Here is a 17,614-nt window from a genome sequence, read left to right on the forward strand (position 1 = left end):
ACGCCTAGGCGTGCGAGAACATCGCCTTGCCGGCGACCGGCATGGTGGCCTTGAGGATGGTGCCGGCCGCGACCTTCTCGCTGCGGCGCGACACCACGACGTAGAGATCGTGGCCGGAGAAGGCGACGTTGGTGCAGTAGATGTCGTCGCCGCAGTCGACGTGATGCGTCGGCCGTCCCAGCGAATCGAAGCGCCAGGCCGTGGTGCTGGGATGGGCGATCACCAACCCGCCCTCCTCGTCCAGCGCCATGCCGTCGGGACCGGCATGGCCGCCGCTCATCTGGATGAACAGGCCGACCTTGCTCGCGGTGCCGTCGCCCATCAGCGGCAGGCGCCACACGGCATTGCCGCGCGTCACGCCGACATAGAGTATGGTCTCGGCCTTGTTCATCACGAGGCCATTGGGGCTCGGCACGGTGTTCACCAGCATCGTGAGCCTGCCTGCCGGGTCGTAGCGATAGACGCGGCCGGTCGGATCATGCAGGCCGGTCTGGCCCTGGTCGGTGAAATAGAGGTCGCCGTTGGCGGCAAAGAAGAGATCGTTGACGCCCTTGAAGCTCTCCGAGCCGCGCGTCTCCAGCAGCGGCGTCACCGTGCCGGTGTCGGGATCGAGCAGGACGAGGCCGCGCTTGTAGTCGGTGATGAAGATGCGGCCGTCCTTGTGGATCTTCAGCCCGTTCGGCCAGCCGTCATATTCGGTCACCAGCGTCCACTCGCCCGCCGGGTCGATGCGGAAGATGCGCCCGAACGGAATGTCGGTGACGTAGAGATTGCCGACGCGATCGAAGCTCGGCCCTTCAAGGAACGAGTCGAGCAGCTGGCCTACCGCATTGGTGTCGCCCCACGCCGTGCGCGACGGCTTGCGGAACCTCTCCGGCAGCCGCGTGAACTCGGTCGCACGAACGGGCTTGGTCATTCCGTACATGGTCGTTTCTCTCGCCGGGGGCGCGCCACTCCAGTGGCGCGATCATTGTTTCTTCAAGAAAGACGCGCGACTGGAGTCGCGCGCCCCCAGCCCCTAAGCCGCCTTCACTTCGCGTTCGGCCTTGAGCGCGCGGACGGTCTGGCGGAGCGCATGGACCGTCTTCTCGATCTCGGCGCCGCCGTGCGTGGCCGAGACGAAGCCGCCGGGGGCGCCCATGACGTCCACGCCGTGGGTCATCAGGCCCATGCGGATCTTGCCGGTGAGCGGGCCGGCGCCGCGTGCGCCCTTGAGCTTCTCGATCGGCACGGTGAGCGGATCGAAGGTCGCGGGATCGATCGGATCGCCGAACGGGTTGGGATAGATCAGGAAGGTCGAGCTCTGGCCGTAGATGCCCCACGGCACGCCTTCCTGCACCAGCACCTCGGTCAGCGCCGCGCGCAGTTCGGCCGCCGTCTTGTTCGCCTTCTCAGCGAGGTTGTCGTCGCGCACCATCGACAGTGCGGTGACGGCGGCCGCGGCCGACAGCGGGTTGGCGTTGAAGGTGCCGGGATGGAGGATGCGTTCGATCTTGCGGGCCGCGGTCGCGGCATGATCGATGCGGTCCATGATCTCCCTCTTGCCCGAGACCGCGCCGCCCGGCAGGCCGCCGGCCACGATCTTGGCCTGGATGCAGAGGTCGGGCGTGATGCCCAGCGCCTTCTGCGCGCCGCCCGAGGACCAGCGATAGCCGGTGATGACCTCGTCCATCAGCATGACGACGCCCTTCTTGGCCGTGGCGTTGCGCACCGCCTGAACGAAGCCCGGCGGCAGCGGCGCCTGGCCCCACGAGGCACCCGACGGCTCGAACATCACGGCGGCAATGTCGTCGCGCTCCTCGATCAGCTTCACGACGGCCGCGACATCGTTTTGCGGCATCACGATCGACAGCGAGCTCACCTCCTGCGGCACGCCCGGCGTGGTGCCGCCGTCGTAGGTCGCGCCGGCACCCGCCGTCACGTTGTCGTGCCAGCCGTGGAAGTGGCCGAGGAAGCGGACGATCTTGTCCTTGCCCGTGTGGGCGCGCGCGAGGCGGATCGCCATGTGCGAGGCCTCGGTGCCGGATGCGGTGAAGCGCACCCGCTCGGCGCAGGGCGTCAGCTCGCACACCAGCTCGGCCCAGCGCACCTCCAGCTCGTGGCTCGAGCCGTAATGCGTACCGAGCTCGATCTGCCGCTTCACCGCCTCGACGATGGCGGGATGCGAATGGCCGAGCAGCATGGCACCGTGGCCGCCGAAATAGTCGACATACTCGTTGCCGTCGACGTCCCACTTGCGCGGACCGACGGCGCGCGAGACGTGGATCGAATAGGGGTCGAGGTAGCGGGCGTCGTGGGTGATGCCGCTCGGCAGCACCTTGTGGGCGCGCTCGAACAGGGCGGCCGATTTGCCCGTTTTCGCCTTGTAGTCGGCGACGACGGCGGAATTCGTCTGCGATGAATCTTTCTCTTGCGCGCTCATACTTGCCCTCAATCCAGCTAATGGCTCAGCATCGCTTGTCTCGCTTGTTTCGCCAAGGGCCTCGCGCCAAAGTCCGCCCTCTCAAGGTGGAGGAACGCCGTGAACGCCAAGCCCCGTGGCCGCCAATTCTTCAATAATCCCGGCCCGACCAACATTCCCGACCGTGTGCTGCGCGCCATGGACCGGCCCGTAATCGATTTCATGTCTGAGGAATTCGTCGCCATCCATCACGCCTGCCACAACGGCGTGAAGCGCGTGCTCAAGACCGACCAGAACCTGTTCATGTACTCGTCGACCGGCCATGGCGCCTGGGAAGCCGCCCTCGCCAACCTGTTCTCGCCCGGCGAAACCGTGCTGATGGTCGAGACCGGCTACTTCTCCGAGAGCTGGACCGAGATGGCGCATCATCTCGACATCAAGGTCGAGCTGATCCCCGCCGACCAGCGCAAGGGCGCCGACGTCGCCCGGATCACCGAGCGCCTGGTCGCCGACAAGGAGCACAAGATCAAGGCGGTCCTGACCGTCCACAACGAGACCGCGACCGGCATGGTCCTGCCGATCGACCAGGTGCGCCGCGCAATCGACGAGGCCAAGCACCCGGCCCTGCTGCTCAGTGACACGATCTCTTCGCTCGCCAGCATGGAATACAAGATGGACGCCTGGGGCATCGACCTCACGGTCGGCGGCAGCCAGAAGGGCCTGATGCTGCCCACCGGCATGTCGATGACCGGCGTCAGCAACAAGGCGCTGGAAGTGTCGCGCAAGTCCAAGACACCGCGGCACTACTGGAGCTGGGAGATGATGACCGGCCGCGCGCCGCAGAAGTTCGTCGGCACCGCGCCCGTGCACATGTTCTTCGGCCTCCAGGAATCGCTGAAGATGCTGGAGGAGGAAGGCCTCGACGCCGTCTTCGCCCGCCATGCGCGCCTCGCCGAAGCGACGCGCGCCGCCGTGCGCGTCTGGGGCTCCGACGGCAAGGGCCCGCAGCTCTTCTGCCAGAACGAGGAGCGTCTCTCGAACTCGGTGACCGCCGTCACCATGCCCGAGGGCGTCAGCTCCGACCCGATGCGCAAGGCCGCCCTCGATCGCTTCAACCTGTCGCTGGGCGGCGGGCTCGGCAAGATGATGGGCAAGATGTTCCGCATCGGCCACATGGGCGACCTCAACGAGCCGATGCTGCTGGGCTGCCTCGCCACCACCGAGCTCGCCATGAAGGCGTCGGGCGTGCCGTTCGTCTCCGGCGGCGTCGAAGCGGCGATCAAGTCGCTGTCGGCTTAAGCTTCATCAAGAGCGAAGGATCCTTCGCTGCGCTCAGGATGACACCTGTTTTTGGATCAGCGTACTGCGCCAATTCCAACAATCGTGTCATCCCGAACGAAGTGAGGGATCCTTCGTTTCTTTTTCAAAAAGCCGGCTTCTTCCCCGCAAGCGCCGCCGCGAAGGCTTCCGGCTTCAGGGCCGAGAGCGGCGTGCGGTTGGTGATAGCGGCGTCGAGTTTGACGCCGACAACGGCCGCGAACTTCAAGGTCTCGGGATTGAAGGCATAGAGCTGGCCGACCGTCAGGTTGAACCACCAGGCATGCAGGGTCAGTGTGCCGGCCTTCACCCGTTCCTCGACCCAGCGATACCCCATCAGGTTGCTCACGCTGTTCACGACGGCGGCCTGCTCGACGGCCCGCGTGACCTCGTCGCGCGGATGGCCTTTCAGCTCCTCGACGACGAGATCGCGGGTGTGCTGCGCGACGGCGGTCCAGGTCGAGAGATAGTCGTAGTGCGCATAGGCGCCGCTCGCACCGTCGACCAGCGCACCGATGCCGCCGCACAACGCATGGCCCAGCACGACGATGTGCTCGACCCCGAGGCCGCGTACCGCGAACTCGATGGCGGCCGACGTGCCGTGCTGCCGGTCATCGGGCGGATATTGCGCCGGCGGCACCATGGCGGCCACGTTGCGCACGGTGAAGATGTCGCCCGGCTTGGTCTGGGTCAGGATGCCCGGATCGATCCGCGCATCGGAGCAGCCGATGATCAGGATCTTGGGCGACTGGCCTTCGGTCGCCAGCTTCTCGAACAGGTCGAGATGCTCCTGGTAATAGCCCACGCGGAAATCCGCGAACCCCTTGAGAAGCCGTTCCAGTGCCATGACCTGCCTATGCCCGTTTGCGGCGCACGGCGACATGGACGATGATGCCGCAGCGCACCATCAGCATAATTGGATGACATGACAGAAGAACTTCTTTTCGAGAAGCGTGGCGACATCGGCTGGGCCACGTTCAACCGCCCCAAGGCGCGCAATGCGCTGACCTTTGCGATGTACGAGGGCCTGGCCGAGATCTGCGCCAGGATCGGCAAGACCGGCGAGGTCCGTGCCCTGGTGGTCACTGGCGGCGGCGACAAGGCCTTTGCGGCGGGCACCGACATCGCCCAGTTCCAGAGCTTCGAGAACGGCGAGGACGGCATCGCCTACGAGCGCAAGATGGACCGCATCCTGGGTGAAATCGAGCGCTGCCCGGTGCCGACCATTGCCGCGGTCAACGGCTTCTGCACCGGCGGCGGCGCAGCCATCGCGGCGGTCTGCGACCTGCGCATCGGCTCGGCCAGCGCCCAGTTCGGCTTCCCAATTTCGCGAACGCTCGGCAACTGCCTGTCGATGGCCAATTATGCCCGCCTGGTGGCCCTGATCGGCCCCCAGCGGGTCAAGGAAATGATCCTGCTGGCCAAGCTGATGGACGCGCCGACCGCGCTGGCCTGCGGTCTCATCAGCGAGATGCTGCCGGACCAGGCCGCCCTGCTGGCCCGGGCCGAGGAGCTGGCGAATACCGTGGCCGGCCATGCCCCGATCACCATGCAGGTCACCAAGGAGGCGCTGCGCCGCCTGCAGGCGCGCCTGGGCGACGAGAACATCGACGATCTCATCAGACTGGCTTACGGTAGCGCCGATTTCCGCGAGGGCATGGCGGCCTTCCTGGGGAAGCGGGCACCCAAATGGTCAGGCGCCTGACAGACGATTGTTACGGAGGAATTGGATGAAGCGGATTGCCACACTCTCTTTGGTTCTTGGAATGGGCGCTGCCGTCGCCGCCTGCCAGAACCCGCAGCAGGTGATCGCGAACAAGGAAGACATGATGGTGGCGGCGGGCTTCAAGTTCGTGCCCGCGAACACGCCGCAGCGCCAGGCGGCGTTCAAGAACCTGCCGCCGCACAAGTTCTCGCGTGAGATCAAGAACGGCCAGGTGTTCTACGTCTATCCGGACCCGACGGTGTGCGTGTGCATCTATGTCGGCAACGCGGCGGCCTACGGCACCTATCGCAACAACGTCTTCCAGAAGAACCTGGCCGACGAGCAGCAGATGACGGCCGACGAGAATGCGATGAACGACTGGGATTGGGGCCCCTGGGGCGGCTACCCGTACCCCGGCTGGTACTACTAAGACTTTCTTCCGACGAGGAAGAGTGCGATCGCGGCCGCCTGGATCAGGGCGGCCGCGACGAACACCAGCATCCCTTCCGCTGGTGACAGCGTCCGCAGCCATCCGAACACGGCCGGCGCGAACGCATAGGTTCCCTGACCGACCGCCACGATCAACGGCACGACGCGCTGGGCATCAGCCTTGCTGAACTCGACCTGCGCGATCAGCGGCGGGAGCGACGTCGTGTTGCCGATGCCCGCGCCGAACAGCAGCACGCCCGCGACCAGCAACACCGTGTTCGTGCCGGCCGCGACCAGCAACGCCAGCGATCCCGCGATCTGCACGAAGTGACTGAGGCAGGCGACCAGCCGCCGGTCGCTGCCTTGCGGCATCAGCCAGCCGACCAGCGTGCGGCCCGCGATCGCCGCCGCCGTCGCCAGCCCCATGAGGATGCCCGCCGCCGGTCCGCCGAACACCGGCACCAGCAGGGAGAAGAGATGGGCGATCAGGCCGATCTGCGCGAACAGGCCCAGCGCCATCGCTGCTGCCAGGGTGAGGAAGCGCCGGTCGCGCCACAGCAAGGCACCCGACAGGCTCTGCTCGACCGGCGCAGTCGTGCCGGTAAAGGGCGTCAGGATCTCGCCGTCCTGAACCTGGCCCAGCGACTGTGGCGTGTGGGCGAAGACGTGGTCGGCCAGGAACCACATCGTGGCGACCATGATCGCGCCGATCACCGCCGCCGCGACAGGGAAGCCGAAGGCGGCAATGGCCGCGACCCACAAAGGCGAGAACACGACACCGCCAATGCTGGCGCCGTTATAGGCCATGGACAGCGCCGCCGGCCGGCGCACCGCGTACCACGGCGCCACGATGGCATTGACCGCGGCCGCGCCCATCGCCACCCAGCCGGCACCGCTCAGCAAGGTCGCGAGCAGCAACTGCCACGGCTCGCGCGCCACCGCCCATCCGAGGATGCCCAGCGCCAGCAGCACGGCACCCATCTTCGTGACCGACGGCAGGCCGAAGCGGCGATAGAGCGCCGGCAGGTTGGCCACGACGACGGCCCCCACCAGGAAGTGCAGCGTGACTGCCGATGAGACCAGCACGACCGACCAATCGCGCGCCTCACGCACCGCCTGGAGGTAGACGGGCGGCCCATAGAAGCCGAGGCCCCAGCCGAAGGTGGCAAGCACGAAAGCGGCCGCAACGACGCGGCGACCGAAGAAGGGCGCGGGAGAAACAAGAGCTGTCATGGGCGGACACTGCCGCCCGAGGCAGGTCCGTTGTTACGGCTAGCGCCGAAGCGTCAGAAACTCGCCTCGACGGCACCAAGGCCGACGAACTCGCCGCGCGCGTGCGAGCCCGGCGGGAAATAGAGCAGCCCAGTCCATGAACCCGTGGTGATCGCCTGCCCCGCGCGAATGCCACCGCGATGGCGCACGGCGTGATCGATCATCCAGGCGAGCGGACGCACCGGATCGACGGCGCCCAGCCCGCCCTGCTGGTCGACGATGGTCTTGCCGTCGACCACCAGGTTCACCTGCAGCTTCGGCCAGTCGAGCGCCTTCCAGTTGCCGATCGCATCGCCCACCACCAACGCGTGGTTCATCTGGTTGTCGGCCAGCAGCCATTCCGGATCGGCGTTCTTGAAATCGACAAGACGCGTATCGACGATCTCCATGCCGACGAAGGCGTCACCGACCGCCGCGAGCGCTTCGTCACGCTCGACCTGTGCGGTGCGCGCAGCAATGTCGCGCACGATGTGGAAGGAGATCTCCACCTCGACGCCGATCATGTGCATCGCCTTGCCGTCGAAGCGGGCCGGCGACGGCACGAGCGCGCCCTCGAGCAGCGGTGCGGGATTGGGCTCGGCCGTCGGCGTGCGGGCACCGACCTTCCAGCCGGCGACCGGACCGGTGGCCGCCGCCACGCCATCCTGGATCGCATAGACCGCAGCGCGGTCTTTCAGGGCAAACGGCGGTGTCGCCTGGCGGCCGCTGCGCCGCGCTTCGAGGAGGGTCTGCACTGCGTGGGAAATGTCCTGGCTCATGCTAAGCTCCCGCAAAACGACAAGGAAACTGGAGAGGAGACCATGCCCTACGCCAGCGGCCGCGTCATTCACGACGCCGATGCGCACATCATGGAAGTGCCCGGTTTTCTCAGCGATCATCTCGAGACGAAGCATCGCGCCGTCGTGACCGACTCCGTCCTGTTTCCGCGCCACGAGGGCTTCCAGAACACACGCTTCAAGGCCGATCCCTCAGCGGAGTTTGACGAGGCGCAGATCATGCTGCGCAAGAACTGGGAGGCGCTGGGCTCGTCCAGCCGGCAGGACCGGCCGCGATCCATCGACCTGCTGGGCTTCGCCAGCCAGCTCATGTTCACGACGGCCCTGCTCAATTACTCGTCGGTGCTCGAAGGCGGACGCGACGTCGAGCTGACCTATGCGGTGGCGCGCGCCCATACGCGGCACATGGTCGAGTTCTGTTCGGTCGACCGCCGTCTGCTGCCGACCGGCTACGTGCCGCTGGTCGATTTCGAGCGCACGGAACGGGCGGCCCGCGAGGCCATCGAACTGGGCGCCAAGGCGCTGATGATCCCGTCGCGCTGCCCCGACCATCATTCGCCGAGCCATATCGGCTTCGATCCACTGTGGGCCATCGCGCAAGAGGCTGGCCTGCCGATCGTTTTCCATGTCGGCGGCGGCGGCAAGCTTCTGGAAGATGCCTGGTTCAACAACGGCCTGCCGCCGGTCCCCGACTTCCATGGCGGCGACGACAATTTCAAGTCGATCGACTACATGGCGATCGCCTATCCGCCGATGAAGGCGCTGACCGCTCTGGTCGTCGACCGCGTGCTCGACCGCTTCCCGCGCCTCAAGTTCGGCGTCATCGAACAGGGCGCCTCCTGGGTGCCGGGCTGGATGCGCAACATGGACAGCGCGCACAACGCCTTCTATCGCAACGAGGAGCGGCTGCAGAAGATGTCGCTGAAGCCCAGCGAATTCGTGCAGCGCCAGGTCAGGGTCACGCCCTATCCGCACGAGGATGCGGGCTGGATCATCGCCAACACCGGCGACGAGGTCTGCCTCTTCTCCTCCGACTATCCGCATGTCGAGGGCGGTCGCCATCCCCTCAAGCGCTTCGAGGCGTCGATGGAGAAGGCCGGCACCACCGAGGCGCAGAAGCAGCGCTTCTATTGCGACAATTTCATCGACCTGATGGGCGCAGGTCTCGCGCCCGAACTCCATCACCCTATACAGGCAGCCGCATGACCTATTCGACGCTTCTCATCGACCGCACCGGACCGGTGCTCAAGATCACGACCAACCGGCCGGAGGCGCTGAACGCGCAGAGCCGCATCCTGCTCAAGGAACTCGACGACGCCTTCGCCGAGGCGGTCGACGACAAGGAGGTGAGGGTCATCATCCTGGCCGGCGCAGGCAAGCATTTCTCGGCCGGCCACGATCTCGGCAGCCCGCAGGAGATGGAGGACCAGAAGAAGACGCCGCTCGAACCCGGCTTCAAGGGCGAGTATCGCCGCCTGTGGGAGCGCTTCTTCGAGAACACGATGCGCTGGCGCGACCTGCCGAAGCCCACCATCGCGCAGGTCCAGGGCTACTGCATCATGGGCGGCATGATGATCGCCTCGGCCTGCGACATCATCATTGCGAGCGAGGATGCGCAGTTCGCCGACCGTGCCGTGAAATGGGGCGGCAGCCATGTGCAGTATTTCTCGATGCCGTGGGACTTCGGTCCGCGCAAGACCAAGGAGTATCTCTTCACCGGCGACTTCATCAGCGCCGCCGACGCCGAGAAGGCGGGCCTGGTGAACCGCGTGGTCCCGCGCGAAAAGCTGGAAGAGGAAACGATGGCGCTGGCCCAGCGGATCGCCGAGCGCGATCCCTATGCGCTGAAGCTCGCCAAGGCCTCGGTCAACGAGACCCAGGACGCGCAGGGCTGGCGGCAGGCGATGGAGAACGCCTTCAAGAACTACATGCTCACCATCCCGCATCGCATCGAGATGGGAACCTACGGCGCCGCCGCCCGCGAGAAGTCGCCGAAGGATCGCTTCGGCGTTCTCAACAAGAAGGCGGCGGAGTGATCAGCGCTTCGGCGTCACGACCGGCAGGCGCGCCGGTGCCGCGAGTCCGTCCGGCACCTTGAAGGTGAGCGTCGTGACCAGGCGCATGCCGTCGTAGGGCGCGGTGCCGTGGGTGCCCGGCGTGTTGTCGACCAGCGACACCTCGACGGCGTAGGTGCCCTTCCACGGCAGTTCGACATCGAAGGCACCGTTATCGTCGGTCTTGAATTCCTTCGTCCAGCCGAACTCGGTCACGACTTCGGCCTTGGCCTTGGGCAGCGGCTTGCCGTCGTAAAACACCTTGAAGTGGCCGGGCTTGCCGGTCGGCACGATGTCGAGCGGGATCAGCGGCTTGCGCTCGCTGAAGTCGGCGATGTAGCGCGCCGAGAGCCGGCCCAGCGTGCGCGTGACCTTGTCGTTCTGCTTGCGCTCGGTGACCCGGGCCTGCTCGGCCACGACGCTGCCCGCGCCTTCAGGAGCGCCGGTGAACTGGAACGAGGTCGGCTTCTTCTCGATCTTCAGCGCCACGTCGCCCGAGGTGCCGAAGGCCTTGGCGGCGGGCACCGGCTCGAAGCGGTCGAGCAGGCCGGGCGAGCCCTCACGCAGGTTCTCTCCGAACTCGCCGAAATAGAGCTGGTAGCCGGCCGCATCCGGCTCGAGCCAGAGCGCGTGGGCCGAAGCGGCGCCGGCGAACGAGAGCCACAAAAGGGCCGCGGCAGTAACGATGCGCATGGTGATGTCCTCCGTGGGGGAGACATCTAGCATGCGGGCAATCAATTACTAGACGCAATCTAAAGCATGGTGAGTGAAACGGGCGGCCGAAGCCGCCTGTCTCGCCCTTCGATCAGGCCGCGCGGCGCTTGCGCTCCTCCATCTCCACACCCATCGCACGGACAACGGACGGCCGCTGCAGGTGCTTGCGATGATAAGCCTGTAGCGCCGGCCACTTCGCGAGGTCGGCCTTCAGGAACACCGCCCAGTTGAGCAAGGTCACCAGATAGGCGTCGGCCACGGTGAAGCCGTCGCCGACCAGGGTCTCGCGATCGCCGAGGCGGTTGGCGATCGCCGCGAGCGTCGGATCGAGTTCGGCCTTCGCGGCCTCCTTCGCCTCGGCCGGCACGGTGGTCGAGAAGATGTTGTAGAAGACGCGCTTGTGCACTTCGGTGCCGAGATAGTGCAGCGTGTCGATCAGCTGGTAGCGCTCGGCGCTGCCCCAGGCCGGTGCAAGACCGGCTTCGGGCTTGCGGTCGGCGAGATACTGCAGCACCGACGCGCCCTCGTTCAGGATCCTGCCGTCGTCGAGCCGCAGCGCCGGCACATAGCCGTAGGGCGACACGGCGAAATAGTCGCCGCCATCGTCGGTCTTCTTGTTGTCGACGAAGCGGACCTTGACCGGTAGCCCGGCCTCGATCACGGCGATATGCGAGGCCAGCGAGCAGGCCATCGGCGAAGCAAACAATTCCATCTCAGTCTCCCTTGGTTGAACAACAATTAGCGAAGCGATCCTGGCCGGCGCCAGAACGGCTGGTTGGCCTCGAAGTCGGCCTGGACGGGTGCGATGCCGGCGTCGCGCAGGCTGTGCGCATCGATCTCGGCGAGCGCGTCGCGGGCTCGGCTGCGCTCGCGCCAAAGGCCGAGCTTCGCAAGGAACCGACGGTGCAGCGGCAGGCGCGGCACCGAAACGGACTGACAGGTCGGGTCCTCGGACAAGGGGTCGACCGGGAAGAGGTCGCGGCGTAAATGGCTCAAATGGCTCATGGTGGCCTGCTTTCGTATTTGTGTGCGATGTGGTACAAAAATACGGGAGGCGGCCGCCGTCAAGGATAATTATGCGAAACGGTACAAAAATAGAGAAAGAGGCGCGCCCGCGCGGCCGTCCGCGCGGATTTATTACCAGCGAGGTATTGGAACGCGTGCGCGACGTGTTCATCGCCAAGGGATTCGCGGCCGCCTCGCTCGACGAACTCTGCGCCGCCGCCGGCCTCAACCGGCCGAGCCTCTACGCCGCCTTCGGCGACAAGGAGCAGCTCTACATCAGCATGCTGCGCCATATCGGCGAGAAGAGCGTCGAGGCGATGGACGCGGTCCTGTCGACGCCCGATCCGATCGAGCAGCGGCTGGGCCGTCTCTACAAGGGCGCGATCGACATCTACACCAAGCCGCCGAACCGGCCGGGCTGCATCGTCGTCGGTACGGCCACCGTCGAATCGCTCAGCCATCCGGAGATCGGCGCAGCGGCCAACCAGATCCTCGCGAACTTCGAGAAGGCGTTCGAGCGCGGCTTCGTCAACAGCGACCTGAAGCCCGTGCCCTCGCCCGCCGAGCGCGCCAGCATGGCCGGCGCGATCATGACCGCCACCGGCATCCGCGCCCGCCTCGGCGTGCCGGCCGCCGAACTGCGCGCCTTCACCAAGTCGATGATCCCCGTGATCTGCCGGTAGGGATCAGGCCGGCGGCTGCGGCTTCAGCCAGAGGGTCAAAGGGACGGCGCGCTTGTCGGGGCACTTCAGCGATCCGTTGTAGGCGTCGGTCTGACGGCCGCTGTACGAACACTCGACGCCGTTGACCAGCAGGGTCGCCGTCAGCCGCGACGATCCCTGCAGGCTGACACGGATCTCCCCCGTCCGCTCTTCCGGCCCTTCCCGCGTGCAATAGCCGACATGCCGCATCTTCACCGGGCCGCCGAACTCGTTCTTGCCGGCGGGGCCCGAGGGAGTGACGTTCGCCGTGATCTCCCATTCGCCGAGCACGCCGGCATAGCCGACGAGCTCCAGGGTCTCGGCCTGCGCGGCCGTGAAGAAACCCGCCAGCGCGAGCGCGGGCAGCCAGCGCGCGATCATGGGTTCTTCGCCAGGAAGGTCTGGGCCTGGGCGACCTCGGTGCGGCTCTCGTCGGCACCGCGGGCAATCTCGGCGACCTTGGCGTAGTACTGGCGGGCCTTGGCGCTGTCGCCGGCCTTTTCGGCGGCTGCTGCGGCACCGGAATAGGCACCCAGGCGATTGGGCTCCTTCTTCAGGGTCGCCTCGAAGGCCACGAGTGCCTCGCCCGGCTTGCCCTGTTCGAACAGCATGACGCCATACAGTTCGCGCGCCGGCTTCGGCACGCCCGGCGTGACGGGATGCTTCTCCGTCAGGTCTTCGGCATCGGCCGCGGCGCTCATCGCCTTCAGGGCCTCGTCGTATTTGCCTTCGGCATAGAGAAGCCAGGCCGTCGCGACCTTGACCTGGATGTCCACCTGCTCGGACCAGTAGGCATCCTTGGCCTCGCGCAGTCTGTCCCGGAACTCCACGAGCTTGGCGATGTCGGCCCGCGCGCTCGCCGGGTCGCCGCTGCGCGCCGCGCCCAGCGCCCGCGCCCAATGGGTGATCGCCTGGATGTACGGCTGCGTTCCCGGTCGCACCGGCAACGCGGCGGCATCCTTCCATTCGCCCCGCTCGATGGCGTAGCGCGCCGGCGAGGCCGCCTGGGCATAGCTGCCCGGGAAATAGCTCTCGGTCCCGGTGATCGCCATCATCTCGTCGATGACGGCCTTGGCCTTGCGGTCCTGCCCCAATTGCAGGTTGGCGTAGACCAGGTAGTCCATCGCGTGAAGCTGATCGGCCTTCTCGCCATCCTCCTTGGCGACGCGTGCCGACTCGGCGTTCGATGCGATCGAGTCGTCCCAGAGGCCGAGACGCGTGAAGATATGCGACGGCATGTGCCGCGGCCGGCGCGATCTTGGCGTAGCTGCGCGCCGCCTCGAGTCCCTTCTCGGCAATCGGCGGATAGTCGTAGAGATGGATCAGATAGTGCGCCACGCCGGGATGCTCCGGCTGCCTCTTCCAGATGGGCTCCAGCAACGCACCGCCCTTGAGCTGATTGGCGTAGGTCTTGTCGGCGGGCGACGCCGAGGTATTCAGGGCAAGCGCATAGAAGATCTGCGCCTCGTCATCCTTGGGATAGCGAAGCGCGACCTGCTCCATGGCCTTGGCATAGGCCACGTTCCGCTCGCGATGGCTCACCTTGTCGTAGTCGGCATACATGGCCGAGAGCGCGTCCAGATAGTCCCGTTCGCGCTGGGTCTTGGCGCCGATACGCGTGCCCATCGCGATCGCGCCTGCCCCGTCGGCAAGGTTCTTCGGCGGCGGCGCTGCATGCGGATTCCACAGCAGGCTGAGCGCGATGCCCCAATAGGCGATGCCGCATTCGGGATCCTTGGCCAGCGCCTCCGCGAACATCCGCTGCGACGCGCGATACCAGAAGGAATGTTGATAGAGCATGCCCTTGTCGAAGAGCCTCTGAGCCTCCGGCGTGCAGGAGGTCTCGAAATGCACGGTGCCGAGTTGCTCGGAACTCGCCTGCGCCAAGGCTTGGCCCGAGAGCGCGACGGCCGAAGCGAGAACTGCAGCGTTGGCGGCGAAACGGGTTGTCATGCGAACGGTACGGCGACGAAGCTTACTCATCGACCCCTCCCTCGTAAGACAGCAGCCTGCGATGACCTGAGTTGCGGACAGCGATCCTGCGGTTCGGGAGGCGTGAAGTAAATGGCCGAGTTCCGGGAGAGTTCCGGGACGCTCTTCGGCGAGGATCAACCAGACCGGCCGCTGGGCGGCAGGCGCTCATAGAGAAGCTCGCGGTAGAGATCGTGCTGGAAACTGTAAAGGCTGGTGCGTGTTCCGTCGGGCCAGGACGTGGTGCCCGAGAGGCCGATGATGCCCGAACGGCTCAACCGCACGAGAGTCTCCTCGACAAGCCTGACCTCGGTGTCGAGCACGGCGGCGACCGAAGCCGCGGCAAACTCCCGGCGACCGACGCTTCCGGCCATCAGGAGGTCGCGGTCGGCGGCGTCGAGTTCGTCGATCTGCCGCTCGATATATCGCCGGATGCCGGCGGGTATGGTCGCGAGCGCTTCGGCAAGATCGGGCGCCGCACCCGGCTGCAGGAGCCGATCGACGATACCCGCGAGAAAGAGCGGATTGCCGCCGGTGCGCGCCAGAAGCCGTTCGGCGACCTCGCGCAGCCCGCCGCCAAACACGCTCTCGTCCAGCTCGATCCAGGCCGGCCCTCGGGCCGAACCGGTCCGCAGGCCGGATCGTTGCCAGGATTAGGAGCCGCGCCGGCTCCAGTCGTCGCATGACATGCGTCAACCAGGTCAAGGTGGAAACATCGCTCCAATGGATGTCCTCGAGATGCAGCACCAGCGGCACGTGCTTGCAGATTGCCTCGATCGCCAGCGTAAGCTCGCTCAACAGCCGCTCCCGCGTCGGCAAACCGCGCGAGGCGAAGCCATTGCGCTGCGCCCGCGTCCATAGCGACGGCATTTGCGCCAGCCAGCCGGGCGCCTGATCGGCGAGCAGCTTTCGAAGGTCGCGCCCGTCGGGCGCGCCGGCCAGGCGCGTCAACGCGTCGATCATCGGCAGATAGGGCTCGCCCGCACCATGGTGATCGAGGCACTGGCCGCGGGCGATCCTGATGCCGCGATCCGCCGCAAGCCCGGACAGGAAGAAGTCGACCAGGGCGCTCTTGCCGATGCCGGGCTCGCCGCTCACCAGCACGAGCTGGCGCTGCCCGCCGACAGCAAGCTCGAACCGACGATCGAGTTCGGACAGTGGCTCGTCGCGCCCGACGAGATGCTGGCATGGCGCCGACGGCGCGGCTTGCAGCACGACGGTCACAGGCGCGATCAGCCGATAGCCGCGGCGATGTCTCGTCTCGATGTAGAGAGGCTTGCGCGCCTTGTCGCCCAGCGCGTGGCGCACCTCCTGGATGCAGGAGGTGATCGCGTCGTCTCCGACCGCGATCCCGCGCCAGACCGTTTCGTTGAGCATCCGCTTGGTGACGATCTGCCCGGCCTGCTCGACCAGGATCGTCAGCACGGAAGCAGCGCGTGGGGTGAGCTTCACCTCGCGGCGACCACGCCAGAGTTGACCCGATGTTAAGTTGAAGCGGCAATGGCCGAACGTCGTCAGCCGATCCGCGTGGCTCTGCGGGCGGTCATAGGATGGCCCGGAGGTTTCCCGGAACTCAGCCATTGGTCCCCGGAAGCTGGAGCCAACAACTCTGTCACGCCACTCTCCCCACAGCAATCATCAGTGGGATTGGTGCCGATCGGCCGGAGATCAGACGGATACCGGCTTGAGTTCGGTCGAGCCCGGCGACTGACAGAAGGTCGTGGTCTCGCGCGTCGTCTGGCCGTTCTTCGTGGCCGTCAGCTCGAGCGGGCGACAGGTGCTGCCGTCGGCACGGTTCGCCTTCGGGCCCACAGGCTTGGCCGAGACGACGGTCGGCGGCGCGCTGGACGCCTCGCTCGACGCGGTCTTGGTCGGCTCGACCGTATAGACCACCGGCTCGTCGCTGTCGGAGGCGTAGGCGCGCTGCGTCGCCTCGGCGAGGCGGCGGCGTTCCTGGTCGTCGAGCGCCCGTCCGACCAGATTGCCGGCCAGGCCGCCCACAAGCGCCCCGCCGACCGCGCCGCCCCAGGAGCCGAAGGCCAGGCCGCCGACCACGCTGCCGACGGTGGCGCCGACAACCGTGCCTGTCGCCTGGTTGGTGGGCCGGCCGCTGTCGTCGGTCATGCAGCCGGTCGTCAGGCTGAGAACGGCCACGACGGCGACGGCGCGAACGGTAGAGGCAGAAGCGATCATTGAGCTTGTCCCGGTGGCGTGAGGAGCGGCGTGTCTTAGGCGCACGAGACGAAGCCGTCTTGGCAGCGGGCGAATCGACTATGCGTCTGGCGAAGCGGGCGCGGAAAAATCCTCAGCGCGCCCGTTTGCCGACCGCCTCCGCCCGGACATCCGAGGGGATCTGCCCGAACCGGCGACGGAACGACCGGTTGAAGGTGGAGAGATCCGAGAAGCCGGCATCGAAGGCGATCTCTGAGATGCCGCGGCCGGTCCGGGCCGCATCGCCCAGCAATCGATCGGCAAGATCGAGCCTTCCTTCGCGCAGAACGTCCGAGAAGGACGTGCCGTCGCCGGCGAAGAGCTGCTGGATGGTGCGCGGCGACACGCCCTGCCGGCGCGCCGCTTCGGCAATGTCGAACTCCGGATCCGTCAGATGGGCGCGGATATCCTTGCGCGCCAGTTCGAGCCGGGCGGCGCGGATGCCGGACAGCGTGCGCGCCGCGCCTCCCTGCACGAGACCGTCGAGAAGAAGTGCCACGAGATCGTAGAGGTGAGACGAAGCCAGCGCCTGTTCCCCGGCATGCTGCGGCGGCGCGGCGCGCAGGAGATCGGCATAGCCGGCCAGCAGCGCCAGGCCCGGCGCGACGGAAGGCGCATGGTGGAAGGCTTCGAGTTCGACCCGCGGTGCCAGCTCGCGCAGCTTTCGCCGGCTGAGCGACAGCACTTTCACGATCGTGTCGGGCAGGAAGCATTGCGAACGCACGCCGTCGCTGACCAGCATCATCTCGCCGGCCGCCACCCGGACGGGCGGACCGCCATCGACCGAGACCTCGTGATCGCGCGTGTGCAAGGTCAGGAGATAGTCATCGCGGCCGTCTTCCAGCAGGTCGGTCGAGCGCGATCCGATCATCGGGGAATAATGCGCAGCGCCGACGGTGAGCCGGTCCGGCAGGCTGAACGCCGCGATCTCGACGTCCAGTTCGCTGCCGGGCACCGGCCGGAAATGCCGGCCGGCGATATGGCGGGCGACGACCTCGTTGACCACGGCCAACCGGTCGCGCACGGGAATGTCGTTCGTCGAGAACCGTTCCATGCGC

The 17,614-nt window shown here is 66.6% G+C and carries 19 protein-coding genes and 1 pseudogene; 6 read left to right on the forward strand and 14 right to left on the reverse strand.

Annotated features, from left to right (window positions below):
• Positions 1-4 precede the first annotated feature (4 nt).
• Complete coding sequence (locus AC1ROX_RS14590) at positions 5-925, reverse strand: SMP-30/gluconolactonase/LRE family protein (RefSeq protein ID WP_493126662.1); 921 nt, start codon at positions 923-925, stop codon at positions 5-7.
• A gap of 93 nt (positions 926-1,018) precedes the next feature.
• The gene (locus tag AC1ROX_RS14595) at positions 1,019-2,422 is read right to left on the reverse strand and encodes an aspartate aminotransferase family protein (RefSeq protein WP_493126663.1); all 1,404 of its coding nucleotides are present in this window, start codon (positions 2,420-2,422) and stop codon (positions 1,019-1,021) included.
• 99 nt (positions 2,423-2,521) lie between these two features.
• Here AC1ROX_RS14595 and AC1ROX_RS14600 point away from each other — a divergent pair, with 99 nt between their 5' ends.
• A complete protein-coding gene (locus AC1ROX_RS14600) occupies positions 2,522-3,700 on the forward strand; it encodes a pyridoxal-phosphate-dependent aminotransferase family protein (protein WP_493126664.1) in 1,179 nt (392 codons plus the stop codon).
• Between the two features lie 124 nt (positions 3,701-3,824).
• Here AC1ROX_RS14600 and AC1ROX_RS14605 read toward each other — a convergent pair whose 3' ends face one another.
• Positions 3,825-4,565 carry a carbonic anhydrase gene (locus tag AC1ROX_RS14605; protein WP_493126665.1) on the reverse strand — a complete coding sequence of 247 codons (741 nt, stop codon included), beginning with the start codon at positions 4,563-4,565 and terminating at the stop codon, positions 3,825-3,827.
• Between the two features lie 78 nt (positions 4,566-4,643).
• Between AC1ROX_RS14605 and AC1ROX_RS14610 the strand changes: the two genes are divergently transcribed.
• Both AC1ROX_RS14610 and AC1ROX_RS14615 read left to right on the forward strand, forming a co-directional pair.
• Positions 4,644-5,423, forward strand: coding sequence for an enoyl-CoA hydratase/isomerase family protein (locus tag AC1ROX_RS14610; RefSeq protein WP_493126666.1), 780 nt, complete (start codon positions 4,644-4,646; stop codon positions 5,421-5,423).
• 25 nt (positions 5,424-5,448) lie between these two features.
• A complete protein-coding gene (locus AC1ROX_RS14615) occupies positions 5,449-5,853 on the forward strand; it encodes a hypothetical protein (RefSeq protein WP_493126667.1) in 405 nt (134 codons plus the stop codon).
• Here the strand turns inward: AC1ROX_RS14615 and AC1ROX_RS14620 are convergent.
• Complete coding sequence (locus AC1ROX_RS14620) at positions 5,850-7,085, reverse strand: MFS transporter (protein ID WP_493126668.1); 1,236 nt, start codon at positions 7,083-7,085, stop codon at positions 5,850-5,852. The genes AC1ROX_RS14615 and AC1ROX_RS14620 overlap by 4 nt on opposite strands.
• A 53-nt stretch (positions 7,086-7,138) precedes the next feature.
• Complete coding sequence (locus AC1ROX_RS14625; protein ID WP_493126669.1) at positions 7,139-7,882, reverse strand: 2-keto-4-pentenoate hydratase; 744 nt, start codon at positions 7,880-7,882, stop codon at positions 7,139-7,141.
• 42 nt (positions 7,883-7,924) lie between these two features.
• Between AC1ROX_RS14625 and AC1ROX_RS14630 the strand changes: the two genes are divergently transcribed.
• Complete coding sequence (locus AC1ROX_RS14630; protein WP_493126670.1) at positions 7,925-9,106, forward strand: amidohydrolase family protein; 1,182 nt, start codon at positions 7,925-7,927, stop codon at positions 9,104-9,106.
• A complete protein-coding gene (locus AC1ROX_RS14635; protein WP_493126671.1) occupies positions 9,103-9,936 on the forward strand; it encodes an enoyl-CoA hydratase in 834 nt (277 codons plus the stop codon). Before AC1ROX_RS14630 ends, AC1ROX_RS14635 begins: the two co-directional genes overlap by 4 nt.
• Here the strand turns inward: AC1ROX_RS14635 and AC1ROX_RS14640 are convergent, their stop codons facing one another.
• The 3 genes from AC1ROX_RS14640 to AC1ROX_RS14650 form a co-directional block, all read right to left on the reverse strand.
• Complete coding sequence (locus tag AC1ROX_RS14640; protein ID WP_493126672.1) at positions 9,937-10,647, reverse strand: DUF4198 domain-containing protein; 711 nt, start codon at positions 10,645-10,647, stop codon at positions 9,937-9,939.
• A 112-nt stretch (positions 10,648-10,759) separates the two neighbouring features.
• Entirely contained in the window at positions 10,760-11,380 is a 621-nt protein-coding gene (locus AC1ROX_RS14645; protein ID WP_493126673.1) for a glutathione binding-like protein, read from the reverse strand.
• Positions 11,381-11,406: 26 nt separating this feature from the next.
• Positions 11,407-11,673: a DUF1127 domain-containing protein gene (locus AC1ROX_RS14650; RefSeq protein WP_493126674.1), complete on the reverse strand. Its 267-nt coding sequence runs from the start codon at positions 11,671-11,673 to the stop codon at positions 11,407-11,409.
• A gap of 155 nt (positions 11,674-11,828) precedes the next feature.
• On the opposite strand from AC1ROX_RS14650, the gene AC1ROX_RS14655 reads away from it, so the two are divergent.
• The gene (locus AC1ROX_RS14655) at positions 11,829-12,356 is read left to right on the forward strand and encodes a TetR/AcrR family transcriptional regulator (RefSeq protein ID WP_493126675.1); all 528 of its coding nucleotides are present in this window, start codon (positions 11,829-11,831) and stop codon (positions 12,354-12,356) included.
• 3 nt (positions 12,357-12,359) lie between these two features.
• On the opposite strand, the gene AC1ROX_RS14660 is transcribed toward AC1ROX_RS14655, so the two are convergent.
• The 6 genes and pseudogenes from AC1ROX_RS14660 to AC1ROX_RS14685 all read right to left on the reverse strand — a co-directional run bounded on the left by AC1ROX_RS14660 (position 12,360) and on the right by AC1ROX_RS14685 (position 17,610).
• Complete coding sequence (locus AC1ROX_RS14660) at positions 12,360-12,755, reverse strand: hypothetical protein (RefSeq protein ID WP_493126676.1); 396 nt, start codon at positions 12,753-12,755, stop codon at positions 12,360-12,362.
• The gene (locus AC1ROX_RS14665) at positions 12,752-13,612 is read right to left on the reverse strand and encodes a hypothetical protein (RefSeq protein WP_493126677.1); all 861 of its coding nucleotides are present in this window, start codon (positions 13,610-13,612) and stop codon (positions 12,752-12,754) included. Before AC1ROX_RS14665 ends, AC1ROX_RS14660 begins: the two co-directional genes overlap by 4 nt.
• 870 nt (positions 13,613-14,482) lie before the next feature.
• Entirely contained in the window at positions 14,483-14,929 is a 447-nt protein-coding gene (locus tag AC1ROX_RS14670) for a hypothetical protein (RefSeq protein WP_493126740.1), read from the reverse strand.
• A 127-nt stretch (positions 14,930-15,056) separates the two neighbouring features.
• Positions 15,057-15,926, reverse strand: a pseudogene (locus AC1ROX_RS14675) (winged helix-turn-helix domain-containing protein); the annotation flags it as partial.
• Positions 15,927-16,013: 87 nt separating this feature from the next.
• Positions 16,014-16,538 (reverse strand): YMGG-like glycine zipper-containing protein, encoded by a 525-nt coding sequence (locus AC1ROX_RS14680; RefSeq protein WP_493126678.1) that lies wholly within the window; start codon positions 16,536-16,538, stop codon positions 16,014-16,016.
• A 112-nt stretch (positions 16,539-16,650) separates the two neighbouring features.
• Positions 16,651-17,610 (reverse strand): helix-turn-helix transcriptional regulator, encoded by a 960-nt coding sequence (locus AC1ROX_RS14685; RefSeq protein WP_493126679.1) that lies wholly within the window; start codon positions 17,608-17,610, stop codon positions 16,651-16,653.
• Positions 17,611-17,614 lie beyond the last annotated feature (4 nt).

Source organism: Reyranella sp. GW821-FHT14A01 (assembly GCF_058803965.1).